The organism is Streptomyces sp. NPDC006384 (assembly GCF_042870695.1).
In the GTDB taxonomy this organism is placed as follows: Bacteria; Actinomycetota; Actinomycetes; order Streptomycetales; family Streptomycetaceae; genus Streptomyces.
This window is the reverse complement of the sequence record NZ_JBIAHR010000012.1, coordinates 1-20,567: the sequence shown is the minus strand read 5'-3', so window position 1 is coordinate 20,567 and position 20,567 is coordinate 1. Positions and strand designations below refer to the sequence as shown.

Below are 20,567 nucleotides of genomic sequence, written 5' to 3'. Positions count from 1 at the left end.
GCACTGTCGCCGGGCCCCGGAAGAGGCCCGCGGCAGAACGCCTCGGACCGAAGCAGCGACCATAGGCGGAGAAGTGCCCCTTACGCCCGGTAAGCCCTTAGCTGCATAGTGCATCAATATGGCGTGCACGCAGGGACCTCTCTCCCTCACGGAGCGCGCCGCGCGCCGCCGATCTGTGATCCTTATCGCTCCCCGGCAGTGGAACCGGATCGGCACCAGGCCCTGTGACGTGGGCGGAAGCCGTCCCCCGTACGGCCCCACTATCGTCATACGGACGAAGGCGGGGCCCGGGACCGGACGGGCCGGCCGACGGCGGACGGCTGTCAGGCGGACCGGGGGGCGCCTGCGTCTCCACCGGGAGGGGGTGCGAGCCTCGTAGGGTTCGCAAGGACACCACCGCGCACACGGGCGCGGACGAGCGGGGCGGGAGGCCGACGGGGCGTGGCGAATGCGGAGCACAGTGGGCGACCGGCGGAGGCTTTCGGAGCTCCGGCCGGCGACGCGACCAGGGCGCGACTGCGCGTGGCGCAGCTGGGACTGTGGCTGGTCGCCGCCGTCCTCGCCGTACGCCAGCTGGCCACCGTCCTCACCACCCCGAGCGGGGAACGGCTGACGGACCTGGACACCTGGGTCGGCGAGCAGGGCGTCCTGCACGTGGAGGGCTCGCTGTACGACTCCACGCGGTTCACCGGCACCCCCTTCGTCGGCCTCGTCCTCAAACCGTTCACCAGGGCCGCCGAGCAGGCCCTCGGCTGGGGCTGGACCTTCGGCTCCCTGCTGCTGGTCGTGGCCCTCGGCCTGGTCGCCGCCCGCGCCCTGCCCCGGCCCGTCGGCCGCCGCACGGCACTGCTCGCGGCCCCGGTCGCCGTCAGCCTGCTGATGCTGTCCCTGCCGGTGCGCAACGCGCTGTGGCTCGGCCAGACCAGCATCCTCCCGGTCCTCCTCGTCCTGCTGGGCTGCTTCGCCGTACGCGGGGAACACCGCGAACGCGCCGCCGGACTGCTCATCGGCGTCGCCGCCGCCTTCCAGCCGACGGTGCTGCTGTTCGTCCCCCTGCTGTGGTTCACCGGCCGCGGACGGGCCGCCGTGACCACGGGCGCCACGTTCGCCGCCTGCACGGCGATCGCCTGGGCGGCGATGGCCCACGACTCGTACACCTACTGGGTCCACCACCTGGCCGGCGTGGGCCTGGGCGGCCCCGCCGACGACCTCGCCAACCAGTCCCTGCACGGCCTCCTGCTCCGCACCGGCCTGACCGGCCCCCTGGAGATCGCCCTCTTCCTCGTCCTCGGCGCCGCCGTCGCGGTCCTCGCCCTGCGCCGCGCCGTGCGCTACGCCCGCGACGGACAGCTCCTGCTCGCCGTCGCCGTCACCGGCTGCGCGGCGGTCGCCGTGTCACCGACCACCTGGCAGCACCAGCTGCTGTGGGTGCTGCTCGCGGTCGTCGGCCGGGTCGGCAGGCGCGCCTCCGACCGGTACGTGTGGCCGGTCGCCGTCGTCCTGGTGATGACGCTGCCCGCCAAGATGCTGCTGCCGAACATGGCGGCCCTGTACCCGCTGCGGGACAACGTCGTCCTGCTCGCCGCGATCGCCGCCGCCGTCGCCGTCCCGTTCCTGGCGCGCACCTCGCCGTACTTCGCCGCGCCGGTCCCGACGAGCTACGCGCCGCCGGTCCCCGCCCGCTTCCGGCACGTCCCCCTCCTGCCCTTCCTGCGCAGGGTCCTGACCCGCCCCAACCTCCTCCTGGAACTCCTCCTCATCCGCGTCACCTACGCCGCCTACTCCCAGGTCCGCCTCGCGGCGACCGGTGGCAGCAACTCGGCGGGGCGCACCCGGGCCGAGGCGCACGGCCGGCAGATCCTCGACATCGAGCGCTTCCTGCACATCGACATCGAGCACACCGTCAACCACGCCGTCGTCAAGATCGGCTGGCTGCGGAACTTCTTCGACTTCTACTACACGTCGTTCCACTTCGCCGTGCCGCTGGCCGTCCTCGGCGTCCTGTACTGGCGCCGCCCGGTCGACTACCGCTGGGCCCGCGCCTCCCTCGGCTTCACCACCCTGCTGGCCCTGGTCGGCTTCTGGCTGTACCCGCTGGCCCCGCCGCGCCTGATGCCGGGCCTCGGCATCATCGACACGGTCCACGGCGTGCAGGACTTCTCCAAGCCGGACTACGGCACGCTCACCCACCTCACCAACCAGTACGCGGCGATGCCCTCGCTGCACTTCGGCTGGTCGCTGTGGTGCGGGGTGGCGATCGCGATCCTCGCCCCCAGGGTGTGGATGAAGGCCCTCGGCCTGCTCCACCCCCTGTTCACCGTCTCCGCGATCGTCGCGACCGGCAACCACTGGGTGCTGGACGCGGTCGGCGGCGCGGCCGTGGTCGCCGGGGGCTTCGGACTGACGTACCTGCTCCAGGGGCCCCGGGCCCGGACGGTCACGGCGGCGGCGACGGGAGCGGTGCCGGGGGCGAAGGCCGAGGCGGAGGAGGCGGCGGAGGCCGGGGGCGGCACCGAGCGGCCCCGGACCGTTCCCGGGACCGCCACCGGTGCCGTCATTCCCGCCGCCGGGCGGAACGGCGACGACCGGACCGACCGCACTGGCCGCACCGACCGGACCGGTCACACCGACGCGGTCAGCAGTGGTCCGTCGTCGCCGGAGAAGGACCGTACTCCGAGCTGATCCGGTACTCGCCCGGCCCCGGAACGGTCAACCGCGTGAACTCGCCCTCCCGGGCCAGGCACCCCCGGTCGGAGCGCAGCCACGGCGACCAGGCGATCCGCACGGTCACCGGACCGGGCCGGTCCGTACGCAGCACCAGCTCGGTGCCGGTGGTCGTCACGACGTCGGCCGGGGCGGAGACGAGCGGTACGGCGTCCCGCACCCGGAACACCTGCCAGTGCTCGTCCTTCCAGACGGGCTCCAGCCACGCGGGCCGCTCCGCCGGGTCCCGCACGAGCGCCGCCTCGGCCTCGGCGGGTCCGTCCGGCCTGCCGAGCGGCACGGCGACGAGACCGACCGCCCACCGGTCCAGCCACGCCCGGTAGGCGGCGGGGGAGAAGCTCCCGTCGTAGAAGAGACGGCCGCGCTCGACGTCCAGCTGCCGGTTCCAGCCGCGGGCCATGTTGACGTGCGGGGCGAGCAGGGTGGCCTCGCGGTGGTTGCGGGCGGGCACGACCTCGACCCGGGTGCGGTCGGCGCCGAGCCGTTCGAGCGCCCGCACGACACCGTCGGTCTCGGCCGCCCAGGCGGGCACCACGGTCGACACCTTCAGGTCGTCGGCGGTCTTCTTCCCCACCCACCCGACGGAGTAGACGAGCGCGCCGGCCAGCAGAACGCTCGTGATCCGCCGCGTCCGGTCCACGGCGGACAGGGCGGCGAGCAGCGCGGCGGGCGCGAACAGCTCGACGAAGCGCTCGACGTTCGTCCCGACCGGAGAGGGGATCAGATACGTCAGCACGGTCCCGACCGCGTACACGGCACCGCTCCACCGGGCCACCCGCCAGCTGCGGGGCGCCAGCACGGCGACGGCGAGCCCGAGCACCACCGGCGGCCAGATACGGTCCGCCGCCATGGGCTGCTCACCGGTGAAGGGGAAGAAGAACGTGGTCGCCCCGACGACGGCGGCGGGCGGCACGAGCAGGACGAGCGCCCGCCCCCGCTCCCGCACCAGCAGGTACCCGGCCCCGACGACGGCCAGGAACAGCCCGGCCACCGGCGAGGCCGCGGTGGCGAGCGCGGCGCAGAGGGCGGCGAGACCGAGCCGGCGCTCCCGGACCAGGACCACACAGGCCGCCAGCCCGAAGGCGACACCGAGGGCGAAGGTGGTCCGCCCCGAGGCGACGTTGCACCACAGCGCGAGCGAGGCCAGCAGCGCGGGCCACAGCGGTCTGCGGACACCGGCCCGCGTGATCAGCACGGCCGCCAGCCAGGACGCGGCCAGCCCGGACACTACGGTCACCGTGCGCACGCCGAGCCAGGCCATCAGATACGGGGATATCAGGCTGTAGTTGGCGGTGTGCGTCCCGCCGTACCAGAACAGCCCGTACGCCGACCCGCCGTGCCGCTCCGCGAAGTCCGCCCACGCCAGCTGCGCGGCCAGGTCACCGCCGCCGGTGGCGAGGAACACCCACCACACCCCGTACAGGGGCACGGTGGGCAGCGTGGCGAGCAGCGGGACGCGGTACCGGTGCCAGAAGGCGGGCCGGGCGTCGCCGGGACGTCTGTCGGCCTCCTCGGCGGGCCGGGAGACGGTGAGTTCGGCAGAGACCACGGTCGGGGTTTCCGTTCGGCTTCGGGCGTGCCCGGTGTGGACACACGTGCGAAGACGATAAATCGAACAGAAACGTTGCCCCGCCCCCGGGCCGGATCACCGGACGTGACGACGAGGAGAGCCGCTGAAGGGAGAGGCGGTGCGGGCCGGACCAGCGGCATGGCCACTGACGCACTGCACCTGACCGCCGCGATCACTCGCGAGGGCGAGTGGTACGTGGCACGTTGCCTCCAGGTCGAGGTCACCTCGCAGGGCGAGACCACCGAGGAGTCCCTGGAGGACCTCCGCGAAGCGCTGGAACTCCACTTCGAGGACGCCTCCGCCCCCGAAGTCACCGACGTGATCATCGCCTCCGTCGAAGTGCGACGCACTGCATGAGCCCCACCGTCCCCACTGGCCTCTCCGGAACAACGGTGGCCTATGGACGCAGGCGAGAAGGGCCGCTCGGCACACGGTGCGCCGGCGGGCCCTCGTTCGCCTGTGTTCGTTCAGGCGGCGTTGTCGTGAGGGGTGAGATTGATCGCCAGGTCGGCGTCGAGAGCGCGGGCCAGGCGTCGCAGGAGGGGAATGGTGGGTACCGTGCCGCCGCCTTCGATGCGGGAGATCTGGGGCTGCTTCATGCCGCAGCGTTCGGCGAGTTCGGTCTGGGACAGGCCAAGAGCGGTGCGTCGGTCATAGACCATCTGGCCGAGGTCGTGGGCCAGTTCGGCCTCTTCGTAGAGGCGGTCGTACTCGGGGTTGTCCTCGACGGCTTCACCCAGGAGCTTGCGGTGGCGGCGGGTCTTCCACTCGGCGTGGTTCATCGCAATTCCTCCTTGATGTTACGGCTGTAGAGGGCGTGTTCGGTGGCCGCCTCGTGACGGACCTCACAGACGGCCTGGGCGGCGTGGGCGCGCTCCACCTCCGCCGTCTCGCGCATCCTGGTCTTGCGGAACACCGTCAGGAGCACGATACGGCGGCCGGATGCGATCCAGTAGGTGATGCGCTGGGCATTGCCGTCCAGATCGAAGCGCAGCTCACGGACCTTGCCGCCGAGATGCCGGGTGTAGGGCTCGCCGAGAGTGGTGGCATTCTCGGCGAGCCGGTCGACCTTCTGCTCGGCGACGATGTAGTGGCGGGCGGGAACGTTTTCCAGCCAGAGGCGCACCTCGGGCTCGATCTCGATCGTGTACCGCTCCCTGTGCATAACGTAGATGCTATATGGCGCGGGTGATATGGGCCAGCGGTTGCCTGTCCGGCCCTGGGGTTGTGAGAGGTGCTCCCCGCTTGCCGGGGTGGGTTGTCAGGAGAGGGCGGTCCGGGAGGGGACGACGGTGCCGTACAGGTCGGCGATGGCGGCGAGGGCGCTGGTGTGGAGCTGGTGGGAGGTGACCTCGGTGTCCGTGACCGGGAGGGCGCGGGTGGCGCAGGCGTCGGCGACGACCGTGGGGCGGTTGCCGCGCAGGAAGGCGCCCTGGGTGGTGTAGGCGACGCACATGTGGGTCATGAAGCCGATGACGACGAGGTCGTCGTTGCCCGCGGCGTCGACGTGCTCGTCGAGGTCCGTGCCGAGGAAGGCGTTCGGGAGCTTCTTGACGACGACGGGCTCCCCGTCGGCCGGGGCGACGCTCGGGTGGATCTGCCCGATCTCGGCCCGGATGTCGTACGGCGTGCCCTCGCCGCCGTCGTTGATGACGTGGATGACCTTCGCACCCTCCCGCCGGGCCCGGGCCAGCAGCGCGGAGGCGGCGTCGAGCGCCTCCCGCCAGCCGTCGAGTTCCATGACGCCGGTCGTGTAGGTGTTCTGGTAGTCGACGAGGATCAGCGTGGACTCGGCGAGCTTCGCGGGGGTGTCGTCGAAGCCGTTGAGCCGGCGCAGCGTCGTGCTGGGCATGGGTGACCACCTGAAGTCGTGTGTCGGGAAGGCAGTTCACCGGAGCGGTGACCTGTGGCTACGACGCTATGGGCGCCGGCTCGTGTCGGCAATGTCGTCTAGCATGCAGAAACCGACATGGGCTGTCGCCGACCCTGGGGGCCTCTTGCACACCGCCGGACGACTGATCGTCATCGTCCTCTTCGAAGGCGTCGACCTGCTCGACGTCACCGGGCCGCCGGAGGTGTTCTCCCTCGCGCGGCGCGAGTCGGACGAGGCGGCCGGCTACGACGTGGTCCTCGCCGCGGAGACCGCGGAACCGGTCACCACCGGCGCGGGAGTTCGCGTCCTGCCCGACACCACCTTCGACGAGTTGGCCGGGAGGACGATCGACACCCTGATCGTGCCCGGCGCCGTCCGGATGGACGACGAGCGCCGCGTGCACCCGCTCACCGACCCCGCCGTGGTGGAGCGGGTGCGGCAACTCGCCGCACGGACCAGGCGGGTCACCTCCGTCTGCGTCGGAGCGCACATCCTCGCCGCCGCCGGACTCCTCGACGGCAGACGCGCCACCACCCACTGGTCGACCGCGCGGCAACTCGCCGCCGATCACCCGGAGGTGGAGGTCGACGCGGACCCGATCTTCATCCGCGAGGGCGACGTGTGGACCGGCGCCGGGGTCAGCGCCTGCCTCGACCTGTCGCTCGCGCTCGTCGCCGACGACCTCGGCGAGGCGGTGGCGCTGCGGGTGGCCCGGCAGCTCGTGATGTACCTGAAACGGCCCAGCGGGCAGAGCCAGTTCAGCGTCCCCCTGGAGCAGGTCTCCACGACCCGGCGCGTCGAGGACCTGCGCCACCACATCATGCGCCACCTCGCCGAACCGCTGACCGTCGCGGACCTCGCCGAGGTCGCCCACGTCAGCGACCGGCAGCTGACCCGGATCTTCAAGACCGAGCTCGGCACGACCCCGCACGCCTACATCGAGTCGGCGCGCGTCGAGGCGGCCCGCCGGCAGCTCGAGGCCACGGACGCCACGCTGGAGCGCGTCGCCTCCGCCTGCGGGTTCGGCACCGTCGACACTCTGGTCAGGGCGTTCCGCCGGCGGCTCGACACGACACCGACCGAGTACCGGCGCCGCTTCCGGACGGCCCCGGCACAGGTCCGGTGACGGCGGCGCGTTGGGCGCGCAGCGAGTTGATCACGCCGTCTCGGAAGAGATGCGGAAACGAGACCCCCCTCTGTGCAACCCTCGTTAAACGTTGGGTTCCTCACATGTTCTTGCATGGCCTTCCGGAACTTGTCGGGTTGTTGTCCGCTTTTCTGCCCGTTGACGTGGCGTTCTGTTGAGGCGTTAGTTACTCCCGGCAACCTTTGTGAACGTTGTGGGTGGGGTGTGGCGGGGATGTGGATCTGGTTGCGGGGTGGGCGAGTGCTGCCCGGGCTGAGAAGCAGTGCGGGGAAATCTGACGGAGAGGGCGGTCGTCGTATCGCCGCAGGCATGACGGCGGTGATGTGCGCGGCAATGGTCGCTGCTCTGGTACCGGGGCCGATGGTCTACGCGGCTGACGAAGAGCCGGCGGCTCCAGCACCATTGTCGGAGGGGCAGAAGGCTCTCGAACAGGCACAGGAGTCCGGTCAGCAGGTCGAGGTCGTGGGGGAGCGGACGGAGCGGACCACGGTGTTCGCCAACCCCGACGGCTACACGTTCACGCTGGAGGAGTCGTCGGTTCCGGTGCGGGTTCCGGCGCCGGATGGTGGCTGGCAGAAGCCGGACGCGACGCTGGTGCAGCGTGCGGACGGCACGGTGGGTCCCAAGGGAGCTGCCGTGCAGATGACGTTCTCCGGCGGTGGCGAAGATCCGCTGGCGCGGATCGAGGACGGTGGTCGTGCACTGGGGCTGGACTGGCCGGGCGCGCTGCCCGCGCCGCGTCTGGATGGGCCGAGTGCCCTGTATCCGGAGGTGCTGCCGGGCGTCGACCTGCAGGTCACGGCGACACCGGAGAGTTTCCAGCACGTCCTGGTCGTGAAGTCCCCCGAGGCGGCCACGAGCGACGCGTTGCGGAAGCTCACCTTCGGCCTGGAGACCGAGAACCTCGCCGTCCGTAAGGGCACGGCCGGCAATCTGGCGGCTGTCGACGGCAACGGAACCACGGTCTTCAAGGCCCCTCCGGCCCGGATGTGGGACTCCGCCGGCCAGGACACCACGAGCGGCACCCAGACTCAGCTGATGACCGTCGCCACCGACGCTCCCGTGCCCAGTGGTATGAGTGAGCCGTTGGATCCGGCAGAGACGGCACCCTCAGGGTCGGGCCTGGAACCGGGGCAGGGTGACACGGTGGCCCGGATGGATGTCGAGGTCGGCAAGGACTCGCTGTCCGTCATCCCGGACACGGAGATGCTCACCTCCACCGAGGAATCCGCGTTCCCGGTGTTCATCGACCCGACGGTGACCTGGGGCGAGTCGGAGCGCACGCTGCTGCGCAGTGACGGTTACGAGTCCTACGGCTGGGGCAACGGCGACGACGACCAGGGCAAGGGCGCGGGCAAGTGCGGTACGTGGAACGGTTACTACTGCGGTCCGGGGTACGTGCAGAAGCTGTACTTCGAGTTCTCCCCGTCCAGCCTGAGCGGCAAGCAGGTTCTGGATGCCACCTTCCGTGTCACCGAGCCGTGGGCCTTCCAGTGTGATCCCCGCTGGGTCGATCTGGTCCGCACCAACAACATTTCTTCGTCCACTACCTGGTCGTCCCGTCCGAAGGAACTGGACTGGATGGTCGACCGGTATGTGTCGGCCGGACGAGGCTCGTTGTGCGACCCGGGGTCAGCGGATGCACCGATCGAGTTCAACGACAACCCTGAAGAGACCAATGAGAACCTCACACCGACCGTGCGGGACTTCGCGGCCGGCAAGTTCTCCCGGCTGACCCTTGAGCTGCGCGCCCACGACGAGACGGACACCTCCGCCTGGAAGCGATTCAAGAACGACGCGGTGCTTGCGGTGGACTTTGTCGGCCTGCCCGACAAACCCACAAGCGTCGGCCTGCAGGGGGGCGGAACCAGTACTACCCCGGTGTGCGAGCGCAACGAGGGCGATCCGGCCGTCGTGTCCTACCCGGAGCCGACGCTGAAGGCCACTGCCCAGACCAAGGCGGGTGGCGAGAAGGACGCTCAGTTGCAGGTGTTCTTCGATATCGACGTGCGGAGCGGAAGTACCTGGGCCGATGTCCCCCCTGGCAACGGTGAGCTGAGTCCTTCAACGGGGTATGTCGCCGACGGGCGGGCCGTGTCGTTGAAGTGGTCGAAGCTGGCCGACGGCAAGCTGTATCGCTATCACGCGTGGACCTGGTCGTATTACAACGGCGGCTCCAGCCATCTGAGCAGCACAGCCTCCGACGGCTACTGCTACTTCCGTATCGACTCCACCCGGCCCAAGGCTCCGCAGATCACCGTCGGCTCCCCGTACTCCGAGTGCACGACCAACGACTGTGCCGCCCGCGGCGGTCCGGGGGTGAAGAGCACCTTCGCCTTCAAGCCCGCGACTGGAGACACCAATGTCGCCTACCAGTACAAGCTGTCGTCACAGGCCGCATGGTCGGCCGAGCTCAAGGGCGCGACCGCCACGGCGGTCATCACTCCCACACGGGCCGGTCTGCACCGCGTCTACGTACGGGCCAAGGACAGCATCGGCTGGGGCGCGCAGTCCGTGGTCGACTTCCTCGTCGCAGCCGGAGACGGCCCCATCGGCCAGTGGTCCTTCGGTGAGGGCAGTGGGACAGCGGCGGACACCGCCACCACGGACGGCCGCGACGACGCGACCCTCGCCGGAGGAGCGGTCCGCGATGACCGCGGCCGGCGTGGTGTGATCACTCACGACAGTGGCGGCATCCCTCTGGAGACACCGGTCATGGACAAGGGACTGGCACTGAACGGCAGCACCGGGTACGCGGCCACCACCACACCGGTGGTGGAGACCCGGGGTTCCTACACGCTCTCCACCTGGGCTCGTGTCGACACTGGTGTCAATCGCACCATGACGGTGCTCGGTCAGATGCCTGAGAATCCGAGCCCGTTCGCGAAGAAGTACACCCCGTTCGGGCTGTCGTACGCGGGCGGCGGAGCCAACACCTGGAGCCTGAGCGCAATGGGCGCTGATGGGGTCCTGCACAAGGCCACCGCAACTCAGGCCACACCACGCGGTGTATGGACCCATGTGGTGGGCGTGCACGATGCCGAGAAGAAAGAGATGCGTCTCTACCTCAACGGAAAGCTCCAGGCCACGACCGATGCCGGGACATCGTGGGAGACGACCGGCACGCTGCAGATCGGACGTGCGGTGTGGGCCGATGTCCCCACCGACTACTTCGCCGGTTCCATCGACGAAACCACGGTGTGGCAGCGGGCCCTGACTCCGGAAGAGATCACCGACACGGCGGCACCGATGAACTCGCCGAACCGTGCAGCGGTGGAGCTGGTGGCGGACTGGTCGGCCGACCGCGGCAACGGCAACACCATCGCGGACACGGTCTCCGGCTACGGCCGGATGCTGACACTGGCCGGCGGGGCGTCGCTGGACGGTGAGGCGATCGTGCTCGACGGCGTGGACGACGCCGCCACGGCGTCCGGCCCGCTGGTGGACGAGACCGGGTCGTTCACGGTCACCACAGAGGTCGCTGTGGACAGGGACAAGATTGCCTCGAAGCCCGTGGGTTACGCCGGACAGGTCCTGGGCCAACGTGCGGCGGACGGCTCTGCGTGGGGTATCTGGTTCGAGCGGGGCGCGGACAAGTCCGAGTGGGACGAGACCGTGATGGATTACGTGACCGCCCCGACGGGTTACTGGCGTTTCGGCCGGCTCAACGCCGATGGCACTTTCAGCGCGGTGGCTTCCACAGGGGAAGCCGTGATCGGCCCGGTGGCGCGGCTGACCGGTGTTCTCGACGCCTCGACCGGCACGATCAGCCTCTATCTGAACATTGACCGCAACGGAGATCCGCAGGTCTTCACCGCGAAGACCGGGACGGGAGACTTCGCTGTCGGCAAGGGCGTCAGCAAGACCGCTTGGGAGCACTTCCTGCCTGCGAGGGTGACGGAGGCGCGGATGTGGGTCGGTGCAATGGCCAGCCCGGAACAGATCGGCGAGAGCGTGGGCGGCTGACGGGGCGACGGGTCAGGACAGCCCTGGAGCGGCTGTCCTGACCCGACACAGAAACGGCACACACGCCGAGAGCGCGAACGGCGTACCGGACTTCTTTCCTGAACATTTCTGGGTGGGGCGAACGACGATGAGCTTTGGCATAGGCACTTCAAGACGCGGCGGCGGACGGCGCACCGGTCGACTGCTGGCGCAGTCGCTGGCTCTGGCTCTGATCGTGCCCACAGGCCTGACACAGGTGGCCCAGGCAGCCGACCGGCCCGGTGGTCTGGGCCGGCCCGAGGTCCCCGAGTCGCAGGTGACCAAGGTCAAAGCGTTCGACGGACCCGGTGCGGGAAAGGCGCGGGCCAAGGTCGCCAAGGAGCGCAAGGCAAACGCCGAGCAAGCCCGGCACGCGACAGCGGAACGCAAGAGCGCCTGGCCCAAGCACGGCACAGCCACTGTTCCGCTCACATCTGGCATGGACCGCAAAGCGGCACCGGGTGGCGTCCCCGTCACTCTGAGCCCGGCAGCTCCCTCCACGTCGCGTTCCACCGCCTCGGCCGCCGCAGCGGGAGGCGAGGCGCAGATCACGGTCCTGGACCAGAGCGCGGCGCAGAAAGCAGGGATCACAGGTGTCCTGCTGACGGCCGCGGCGGATACGCCCGGCGCAGCCACCGTCCGTGTCGACTACAGCGGTTTCGCCTCGACCGTCGGCGGCGGCTGGGCACAGCGGCTGCGTCTGGTGCAGCTGCCGGCCTGTGTGCTGACCACGCCTGTCAAGGCCGAGTGCCGTATACAGACGCCACTGGCAACGGACAACGACCTGGACGGCCAGACGGTTTCGGCGAAGGTCAGCCTGGACCGGGAACAGGGCGGCACGTCCACGCAGCTGATGGGCGAGGCGGGCAGCGTCTCCTCCTCGGGTGCGACGGTGTTGGCGGTCACCGCCGCATCGGCGGGCTCGGGACAGTCCCCCAAGGGCGCCGGCGACTACTCGGCGACCCAGCTGTCGGCGTCGTCGTCCTGGGAGGCGGGCGGCAACTCGGGCGCCTTCACCTGGTCGTACGGCTTCACGATGCCGCCCGCGGCGGCCGGCCCGGTACCGCCGCTGTCGCTGTCCTACGACTCCGGCAGCGTCGACGGCCGCACTGCGACGACCAACAACCAGACCACCACGGTCGGCGAGGGCTTCACCCTCACTGAGTCCTACATCGAGCGCTCCTACGGCTCCTGCGACGACGACGGTCACGATGATGTCTTCGACCAGTGCTGGAAGTACGACAACGCTCGCATCGTCCTGAACGGCAAGTCCACCCGCCTGGTCAAGGACGACACCAGCGGCATCTGGCGGCTGGCCGACGACGACGCCTCGAAGGTGACCCGCTCCACCGGCGCGGACAACGGCGACGACAACGGCGAGTACTGGACCGTTGTCACCGGCGACGGCACCAAGTACGTCTTCGGTCTCAACAAGCTGGCCGGTGCCGACGACCAGCGAACCAACTCCACCTGGACCGTCCCCGTCTTCGGCGACGACTCCGGCGAACCCGGCTACTCCGCCGGTGACGCCTTCGCCGACCGCGCCCTCACCCAGGCCTGGCGCTGGAACCTCGACTACGTCGAAGACACCCGGGGCAACGCCTCCACCTACTGGTACGTCAAGGAATCGAACTACTACAAGAAGAACAAGGCGACCAAGGCCGACACCGCCTACGACCGCGGCGGCTACCTCGACCGCATCGAGTACGGGCTGCGCAAGGATGCCCTGTTCACCGACAAGGCCGACGCGCAGGTCACCTTCACCCATGCCGAGCGCTGCACCGCCGCCGACTGCTCCAGCCTCACCAAGGACACCGCCGAGAACTGGCCGGACGTGCCCTTCGACGCGATCTGCTCCAAGGACGACGACGAATGCAACGCCGCAGGCCCCTCGTTCTTCACCCGCAAGCGGCTCACCGGCATCGACACCGTCTCCTACAACGCCACCAGCGGCGCCTACGACCCGGTCGACTCCTGGGCGCTGACCGAGGAGTACCTGGACGGCGGGGACATCGGTGACAGCTCCGACCAAGTCCTCGCCCTGAAGTCGATCAAGCGGACCGCCAAGGCCGCCGCCACGAGCATCACCCTCGCCCCGGTCACGTTCACCTACCAGATGCGGCCCAACCGGGTCGACGCCACCGACGACATCCTGCCCCTCACCCGGCCCCGCATCTCCACCGTCACCTCGGAGACCGGCGCGATCACCGAGGTCACCCTGTCGTCACCGGAATGCGTGCGCAGCGAAGTCCTGGGCGCAGCACCGGACACCAACACCCGCTCCTGCTATCCGCAGTACTGGCACATCAACGGCGCCGAGAACGCGGCCATCGACTGGTTCCACAAATACCGCGTCACCGCCGTCGGCGCCCACGACGTGGCCGCCACCAACCCCGCCGTCGAGTACGCCTACTCCTACAGCGGCGCCGCCTGGCACTTCAACGACGACCCCTTCATCCCGAAGGACGAGCGGACCTGGTCCGACTGGCGCGGCTACCGCCAGGTCACCGCCTACACCGGCAAAACCGGTGGCACCCGCTCCAAGACCGTCTCCCTCTACATGCAGGGCATGCACGGTGACAAGACGAAAGACGGCACCACCACCAAGACGGTGACCGTCCCGCCGCTGCTCGACACGGACGTCGACTTCTCCGCCCCGTACGACAGCGACCGCTACAAGGGAGTGCTGCGTCAGCAGGTCACCTACGACGGCAGCCAGCCCGTCAGCAGTGTCTTCCATAACTACTCCTACAAGAACACCGCCACCCAGACAGTGCCGGACGCCGCCGGACACGTTGCTCTGTGGGTCCGCAACTCCTCGAGCTACACCAGCACCTACCTCACCGCCTCCAAAAGCTGGCGCACCCACGTCACCGCCAGCAAGTACGACGACCTCGGCATGGTGTACGCCGCCGACGACCTCGGACAGAACGGCGTGAGCGGTGACGAGACCTGCACCCTCACCTGGTACGCCCGCAACCCCGACGCCGGCATCACCAGCCTCGTCTCCCGCACCCGCACCGTCGCCAAGCAGTGCTCGGTCACCGACGCCGGCCTCAACCTGCCCGCCACCAGCGCCACACCCGGGGACGTCCTGGCCGACAACGCGGCCGTCTACGACACGGCCGGTGCCACCACCTGGCTCGCCACGCAGAAGCCCACCAAGGGCCAGGTCACCTGGACCGGCCGCGCCACCGGCTACACCACCACCCCTGCCGGCGACGGAAAGCGCCTGCCCTCCGGCTGGCAGACCGTCGCCACCACCACCTACGACACCCTCGGACGCCCCCTGGCCGTCACCGACACGGCAGGCCGCACCACCTCCACCACCTACACCCCAGCCGCCGCGGGCCCCCTCACCAGGACCATCACCACCGACCCCAAGGGCTGGTACTCGGTCAGCTCCCTCGACGCCCGCCGAGGACTCGAGTACCGCAGCCTCGACATCAACCGCAAAAAGACCGAGCAGACCTACGACGCGCTCGGCCGCCTCACCCAGGTATGGCTCCCCAACCGGGACCCGGCCAACCAGGCGCCCAGCGTGAAGTTCGCCTACCACCTCGACAACACCAAGCCGTCCTGGGTGTCGACCTCGACCCTGACCAACGACAACACCACCTACAACACCAGCTACGCGCTCTACGACGCCCTTCTGCGGCCCCTGCAGAGCCAGACCCCCACCCCTGAGGGCGGGCGGTTGCTGACCGACACCCACTACGACACCCGCGGCCTGGCCTACGAGACCTTCGCGGACATCTTCGACACCACCAGCACCCCCAACAGCACCTACACTCGCGCCGAATACGGCGAAGCCCCCACGCAGACGGAAACCGTCTACGACGGCGCCGGCCGCCCGACCACCAGCACCCTGTACGTGGGCGGCGTCAAGAAATGGGCCACCACCACCAGCTACACCGGTGACTCCACCGCCACCACCGCCCTGCAGGGCGGCTCCGCCCAGCGCACCATCACCGACGTCCGCGGCCGGACCATCGAGACCCGCGACTACGCCGGAGTCACCCCCGCCGACGCCGACTACGGCACCAGCCCCGCCACCTCCTACACCTCCACGAAGTTCACCTACACCCTCAACGGCCGGCAGAAGACGATCACCGGCCCGGATGGTGCCACCTGGTCCTACGCCTACGACCTGTTCGGCCGTCAGACCAGCGCGAACGACCCCGACACGGGCAGGACGACCACCGAGTACAACGCACTCGACCAGGCCATCAAGACCACGGACTCCCGCGGCAAGTCGGTCCTGAACGACTACGACGACCTCGGCCGCCCCACCGCGACCTGGGCAGGATCGAAAACCGACGTCAACCAGCTCACCGGCTACACCTACGACACTCTCCTCAAGGGGCAGCTGACCTCCTCCACCCGCTACATCGGAGGCAAGTCCGGCGCCGCGTACACCCAGGCCGTCACCGCCCACGACACCATGGGCCGCCCCACCAAGACCGAACTGCGCCTGCCTGCCAGCGACCCGTTCGTCAGGGCAGGCCAGCCCGCCACGCTCGAGTTCCAGACGGGCTACAACATTCCCGGCGCGGTGCAACTGACCGGTGAGCCGGCCCTCGGCGGCCTGCCCGCCGAGCTCATCGACTACGAACACGACAAACTCGGCAACCTCACCTCCATCGGCGCCTACCTCACCGACATCGACTACTCGGCCCTGACCGAACCCCAGATGCTGACCCTGGGCACCGGCACGAGCAGCGTGTTCGTCGCCAACACCTTCGAACAGGGCACCGGTCGCCTCACCCGCAGCTACACCCAGGACCAGATCCACCCCTATCAGCTGCAGGACCTCCGCTACAGCTACGACCAGACCGGCAACGTCACCTCCATCAGCGACCCCACCACCCTCGGCGGCACCAGCAGCGCCGACACCCAGTGCTTCACCTACGACGCCCACCAGCGCCTGACCGAAACCTGGACCCCCGCCTCCCAGAAGTGCACCGACACCCCCAGCGCCACCGCGCTCTCGGGCCCCGCCCCGTACTGGACCAGCTACACCTACAATGCCGCCGGCCAGCGCACCACGGAGACCGAGCACACTCGCAGCGCCACCACCAAGACCACCTACTGCTACACGAACACCGCCCAGCCCCACACCCTGACCGGCACCACTACCAAGAGTGACTGCACCGCCCCCGAGCGCACCTACACCTACGACACCACCGGCAACACGACCAAGCGCCCCGGCAGTGCTGCCACGCAGAACCTGACCTGGTCGGAGGAAGGCAAGCTCACCCGCCTCACCGAGAACGACCAGAACACCGACTACCTCTACGGCGCAGACGGCACCCTCCTCATCCGCGCCACCAAGAACGGCGAACGCGTCCTCTACGCCGGTGCCACCGAACTCCACCTCCGCGCCGACGGCACCACCTGGGCCCAGCGCTACTACACCGCCGACGGCATCACCGCCGCCATGCGCTCCAACCAGACCGGTACCGCCAAGGTCACCTACCTCATCAGCGACCACCACGGCACCTCGAGCTTGGCGATTAACCGCGACAGCACCCTGACCTTCACCAAGCGCTACACCACCCCCTTCGGTGAGGACCGCGGCAAACCCCTGCACGGCCCCTGGCCCGACGACAAGGGCTTCCTCGGCAAAACCCGCGACACCACTACCGGTCTCACCCACATCGGAGCCCGCGAATACGACCCCACCCTCGGGCAGTTCATCAGCGTCGACCCCGTTCTGATTCCCTCTGATCCTCAGTCCCTCAACGGCTACTCCTACGCCGGTAACAACCCTGCGACCAATAGTGATCCCACCGGCCTGTGCCGTGCAGACGTATGCGGCGTCGGCACCCCGAAGGGAAACGTGGTAGGGGGGTCCAGCGGAATCATCACGGACGGCCCGATCGACCCGAACAATCCTCACCTCGGCTCCTGCCATAAGGGCAAATGCGGGAGCGGGACCGCATCAGCCGACAGTACTGGCAGCGTTTCAACCGGAATCTCAGCATCTGCTGATTACCGGTGTGGGGGCTGCTACAGCGTTGGTATTACAGGATATGGGCCATCCGCCGACCGGCATGCACTAAGTAAGATGCCTAATACGGGCCCCGTTCCCGAGCCGCCGGCTTTCCTGCAGATGATCAAGAGTGTCGTACTGCCGGACGTCGACGAATGGAAGGCATGTGCGGATGACCCGGGTTTCAATTCCCACTGTGGCTGGGCTGCAACCGACCTCCCCGTAGCTAAGGCTCTCAAGCTTCTGAAGCTCGCGAAACTGAAGAAGACCGATGATGCCATAGATGCGGCCGCCGATTGCACAAAGTGCTTCTTGGCCGGAACCGACGTCCTCATGGCGGACGGCACCACCAAAGACATCGAGGACATCAAGGTCGGCGATACGGTCCATGCCGCGGACCCTCGCACCGGAGAAATCGGCCCCCGTGAAGTGACCAAACTGATCATCACTGAGGATGATAAACACTTCAACGAACTGGCTATCGCGACCGATGACGGCGTCGAGAAGCTCACGGCCACTTATGAGCACCCATTCTGGTCTCCTTCCGAGGGAGATTGGGTAGAAGCTTCATTCCTCATGCCGGGGATGATGCTGCTGACTGATGCCGGCGACACAGTTATCGTCACCGCAAACCGGCCCTACACCCAACATGCTCGCACCTACAATCTCACGGTCGATGACCTTCACACGTACTATGTGCTGGCGGGGCAGACGCCAGTCCTCGTTCACAACAGCAACTGCGGCGTAACCATCGATGACGGCAAGTGGGATTACTTCTTCGGGCGCGTTAACTCCAATCCGCACAACGCGGAAAGGTCAGCTCAGAACGCCTATCAGCTGGAATCGATCGGAATCCGCGACAACGCTGCGGGGCGCGAAGTTCTGACCGGGCACTTCAATGAGGCGATGAGGAGTGGGGTCGTGGAGACTTACGTGAATCCGAAGTCTGGACTCACGAACATGCGAACGGAGTCACTCTTGTATGGGCCGCGTGGCGCTCTCCTGATTCGCGCCAACTTCGAAGTGACCGACAATGGAGTGCGACTCACTACAATGATCCCCATTGGAGGGAGGGGCTATGGCAAGTGACATCATGGAGATTCCAGAGGATTTGGATTTCATCGAAGTTCTTGGCTCGGCCCCCGAGCCTACGGAATATGACCCTGATGTGTGGCGGGTCGAGGCTCCGGTGGGCGATGCTGGCGAGCTTGTGGCACTGAGCTTCGACATCGGAGCAAGGTCTGTACGCTTGACCAGAGAGTCGATGGGCAAGTGCGATATCGAAATCTACCGCGAACAGGTGGATCGAATTCTCCTGTACTCGCGTGAGGGGGAGCGCGGGATCGTTGTGGAAGTGAACGTTCCTGGATTCAAGTGTGAGCTCAGGGTCGTTGTGTCTCCCAGATTCCGCCTAGTGGACCCCATGTTGTACCTGGGGCGTTGACGGGTGCGCATGACGCACATTCGTTAGAATGAGGATTTCTCGACTCTGGGCCTGTCATTTTTGACGGCAGGGTTGTCGAGTTGGTCGCCTCATTAGAGGTCGTTCTCTTTCCGAACCTCATGTGTGGTTTCTGCTGGTCAGGCATGAGGTGGCGGTTGCCGCGGGAGTCTCGGTCCGTTGACCGAGATGCCGTGGGGGTGTGGCGGATGCCGTCGATGCGGGCGGTTCTGGAGTCGCGGCGGAAGGCCGCGGCGGTGCGGGTGGAGGAACTCGAAGCCGAGCTGGAGCGGGTGCGGTCGGCTCTGGCGGAGGCAGAAGAGGTGCTCCGGCATCGGGTGATCGGCCTGGAGCAGTATCTGGAGGCGCTGGCCGAGGAGGATGCACCCGCCGTGGTTGCCGAGGGGATGTCGCAGAGAAAGCCGGTGGGTCCGCGCCGGGCGGTGCCTCACCGCCAGGACGCGGCCGGAGACGAGGTGTTGCCGGTGGACTACCAGGCGTTGATGGCCGCCGCCCTGGAGGCGGGAGCCGACGGACTGGGTGCCAGGCGGGCAGCGGTGGTGCTGGGCTGGGACAGCGCGTCCGCTTCCCGCGTCGAGGGAGCAAGAGCCCGGCTGAAACGGCTGGTGGAACGCGGCTGGCTGGTCGAGGAGAAACCGGGCAGGTTCACGCTGCCCGCCCCGGAGCAGGACACTGCCGGCGCTGGGCGGCCAGACGGCGGCTCATGAGCATGGTCATCGACCACAGGACGACGGCCTCGCTGGTGTCGGTGCGCCGCTCGTAGTCCCGGACCAGGCGCCGGCTGCGCAGGAGCCAGGCGAAGGATCTCTCGACGACCCAGCGGCGAGGCAGCACCTGGAAACCCTGGACGCCGTCGCTGCGGTGGACGATGTCCAGGTCAATTCCGAGGTGCTGAGTGGTCCAGTCGGTGAGGTGGCCGGTGTAACCGCCGTCGGCCCAGACCCGCGCCAGCCGCCGGAAATGATTCTTCGCTGCTGGCAGCAGGACGCGGGCGGCGTCCCGGTCGGTCGTGGAGGCCGGCGTGACAGCCACGGCCAGCAGGAGCCCGAGGGTGTCGGTGAGCAGGTGGCGCTTGCGCCCGTTGATCTTTTTCCCCGCGTCGTATCCCCGTGAAGTGAGAGTGACCGTGGCGTCCGCCTTCACCGACTGCGAGTCCACGACGGCTGCGCTCGGCTCCGGCCCTCGGCCCGGCGGACGGCCTCGCGCAGCCGGTCATGCAGCTCGGCCACCAGCCCCGCATTCCGCCAGCGGGCGAAGAAGGCATACACCCGTGACCAGGGCGGGAAGTCGGACGGCATCGCCCGCCACTTGATGCCGTTGTCGACGAGGTAGCGCACCGCGTCGATCATCTGCCGGTGGCAGTAGCCCTCCGGACGGCCGCCCCGGCCCGCCAGCCATCCCGGCACCGGCAGCAGATCCCGCACCGACGCCCACTCGGCATCGCTCATGTCCGAGCCATACCGGGGCCGGCGCTCCGGCCGGTCGGCCGCGTTCCCGAACCTGTGGGCGAGACAGTCACACCCAGGAGTGGACGGACTGGACCCGGCAACCGTGACCACGCAACACTTCGACAACAGGGCCTCTTGCTCCTCGCTGGACTCGACAACCGCGAGCTACCAAGAGGCCCTTCTCTTCATGCCCTGACACCAGCCGACTCACCCGATCCAGCATCCCGTTCGAACCAGACCGAGCACACGAACGGATAGAGAACGGCCAGTTAACGACCATGCCGCTGAGGTTGAGGCATGAGAAGTCACAGCCCGCTCACTGTGCTGGCGGCCGCTACGGCGATGATGGAGCGGAGAGTGACGG

At 68.4% G+C, this 20,567-nt stretch carries 13 protein-coding genes; 7 read left to right on the top strand and 6 right to left on the bottom strand.

All coding sequences use genetic code 11. The features are described from left to right. Positions 1-441 precede the first annotated feature (441 nt). Complete coding sequence (locus ACFYOJ_RS18025) at positions 442-2,682, top strand: bifunctional glycosyltransferase 87/phosphatase PAP2 family protein (RefSeq protein ID WP_356557286.1); 2,241 nt, start codon at positions 442-444, stop codon at positions 2,680-2,682. Here ACFYOJ_RS18025 and ACFYOJ_RS18020 read toward each other — a convergent pair. Beyond that, positions 2,636-4,273 (bottom strand): hypothetical protein, encoded by a 1,638-nt coding sequence (locus ACFYOJ_RS18020; protein ID WP_356557285.1) that lies wholly within the window; start codon positions 4,271-4,273, stop codon positions 2,636-2,638. The two genes, ACFYOJ_RS18025 and ACFYOJ_RS18020, sit on opposite strands and share 47 nt — an antisense overlap. 159 nt (positions 4,274-4,432) lie before the next feature. On the opposite strand from ACFYOJ_RS18020, the gene ACFYOJ_RS18015 reads away from it, so the two are divergent. Then, positions 4,433-4,651: a type II toxin-antitoxin system HicB family antitoxin gene (locus tag ACFYOJ_RS18015; protein ID WP_356557284.1), complete on the top strand. Its 219-nt coding sequence runs from the start codon at positions 4,433-4,435 to the stop codon at positions 4,649-4,651. Between the two features lie 110 nt (positions 4,652-4,761). Here ACFYOJ_RS18015 and ACFYOJ_RS18010 read toward each other — a convergent pair whose 3' ends face one another. The 3 genes from ACFYOJ_RS18010 to ACFYOJ_RS18000 form a co-directional block, all read right to left on the bottom strand. Further along, positions 4,762-5,076 carry a helix-turn-helix transcriptional regulator gene (locus ACFYOJ_RS18010; RefSeq protein WP_356557283.1) on the bottom strand — a complete coding sequence of 105 codons (315 nt, stop codon included), beginning with the start codon at positions 5,074-5,076 and terminating at the stop codon, positions 4,762-4,764. Beyond that, positions 5,073-5,459, bottom strand: a complete 387-nt coding sequence (locus ACFYOJ_RS18005) for a type II toxin-antitoxin system RelE/ParE family toxin (protein WP_356557282.1) — start codon at positions 5,457-5,459, stop codon at positions 5,073-5,075. Before ACFYOJ_RS18005 ends, ACFYOJ_RS18010 begins: the two co-directional genes overlap by 4 nt. A gap of 96 nt (positions 5,460-5,555) precedes the next feature. Further along, complete coding sequence (locus tag ACFYOJ_RS18000; RefSeq protein WP_356557281.1) at positions 5,556-6,146, bottom strand: isochorismatase family protein; 591 nt, start codon at positions 6,144-6,146, stop codon at positions 5,556-5,558. A 145-nt stretch (positions 6,147-6,291) separates the two neighbouring features. Here ACFYOJ_RS18000 and ACFYOJ_RS17995 point away from each other — a divergent pair, with 145 nt between their 5' ends. The 5 genes from ACFYOJ_RS17995 (at position 6,292) to ACFYOJ_RS17975 (ending at position 19,462) form a co-directional block, all read left to right on the top strand. After that, on the top strand, positions 6,292-7,293 hold the full coding sequence (locus tag ACFYOJ_RS17995; protein WP_356557346.1) for a DJ-1/PfpI family protein: 1,002 nt from the start codon (positions 6,292-6,294) through the stop codon (positions 7,291-7,293). 330 nt (positions 7,294-7,623) lie between these two features. Next, positions 7,624-11,280: a LamG domain-containing protein gene (locus ACFYOJ_RS17990; RefSeq protein WP_388597254.1), complete on the top strand. Its 3,657-nt coding sequence runs from the start codon at positions 7,624-7,626 to the stop codon at positions 11,278-11,280. 127 nt (positions 11,281-11,407) lie between these two features. Then, positions 11,408-18,382, top strand: coding sequence for a polymorphic toxin-type HINT domain-containing protein (locus tag ACFYOJ_RS17985; RefSeq protein ID WP_356557280.1), 6,975 nt, complete (start codon positions 11,408-11,410; stop codon positions 18,380-18,382). After that, positions 18,372-18,737 carry a hypothetical protein gene (locus ACFYOJ_RS17980; protein WP_356557279.1) on the top strand — a complete coding sequence of 122 codons (366 nt, stop codon included), beginning with the start codon at positions 18,372-18,374 and terminating at the stop codon, positions 18,735-18,737. Before ACFYOJ_RS17985 ends, ACFYOJ_RS17980 begins: the two co-directional genes overlap by 11 nt. Positions 18,738-18,943: 206 nt before the next feature. Continuing rightward, positions 18,944-19,462 carry a hypothetical protein gene (locus ACFYOJ_RS17975; RefSeq protein WP_388597251.1) on the top strand — a complete coding sequence of 173 codons (519 nt, stop codon included), beginning with the start codon at positions 18,944-18,946 and terminating at the stop codon, positions 19,460-19,462. On the opposite strand, the gene ACFYOJ_RS17970 is transcribed toward ACFYOJ_RS17975, so the two are convergent. Both ACFYOJ_RS17970 and ACFYOJ_RS17965 read right to left on the bottom strand, forming a co-directional pair. Next, the gene (locus tag ACFYOJ_RS17970; RefSeq protein WP_356557278.1) at positions 19,401-19,913 is read right to left on the bottom strand and encodes an IS5 family transposase; all 513 of its coding nucleotides are present in this window, start codon (positions 19,911-19,913) and stop codon (positions 19,401-19,403) included. The genes ACFYOJ_RS17975 and ACFYOJ_RS17970 overlap by 62 nt on opposite strands. After that, on the bottom strand, positions 19,895-20,203 hold the full coding sequence (locus ACFYOJ_RS17965; RefSeq protein ID WP_356557277.1) for a transposase: 309 nt from the start codon (positions 20,201-20,203) through the stop codon (positions 19,895-19,897). Before ACFYOJ_RS17965 ends, ACFYOJ_RS17970 begins: the two co-directional genes overlap by 19 nt. Between the last annotated feature and the right edge of the window lie 364 nt (positions 20,204-20,567).

What these genes read in the sequence shown, in the direction of transcription:
- ACFYOJ_RS17975 (WP_388597251.1), top strand. Translation starts at nt 18,944, where the DNA reads ATGCCGTCGATGCGGGCGGTTCTGGAGTCGCGGCGGAAGGCCGCGGCG.
- ACFYOJ_RS17980 (WP_356557279.1), top strand. Translation starts at nt 18,372, where the DNA reads ATGGCAAGTGACATCATGGAGATTCCAGAGGATTTGGATTTCATCGAA.
- ACFYOJ_RS18000 (WP_356557281.1), bottom strand. Translation starts at nt 6,146, where the DNA reads ATGCCCAGCACGACGCTGCGCCGGCTCAACGGCTTCGACGACACCCCC.
- ACFYOJ_RS18015 (WP_356557284.1), top strand. Translation starts at nt 4,433, where the DNA reads ATGGCCACTGACGCACTGCACCTGACCGCCGCGATCACTCGCGAGGGC.
- ACFYOJ_RS17965 (WP_356557277.1), bottom strand. Translation starts at nt 20,203, where the DNA reads ATGAGCGATGCCGAGTGGGCGTCGGTGCGGGATCTGCTGCCGGTGCCG.
- ACFYOJ_RS17990 (WP_388597254.1), top strand. Translation starts at nt 7,624, where the DNA reads ATGACGGCGGTGATGTGCGCGGCAATGGTCGCTGCTCTGGTACCGGGG.
- ACFYOJ_RS18010 (WP_356557283.1), bottom strand. Translation starts at nt 5,076, where the DNA reads ATGAACCACGCCGAGTGGAAGACCCGCCGCCACCGCAAGCTCCTGGGT.
- ACFYOJ_RS17985 (WP_356557280.1), top strand. Translation starts at nt 11,408, where the DNA reads ATGAGCTTTGGCATAGGCACTTCAAGACGCGGCGGCGGACGGCGCACC.
- ACFYOJ_RS18005 (WP_356557282.1), bottom strand. Translation starts at nt 5,459, where the DNA reads ATGCACAGGGAGCGGTACACGATCGAGATCGAGCCCGAGGTGCGCCTC.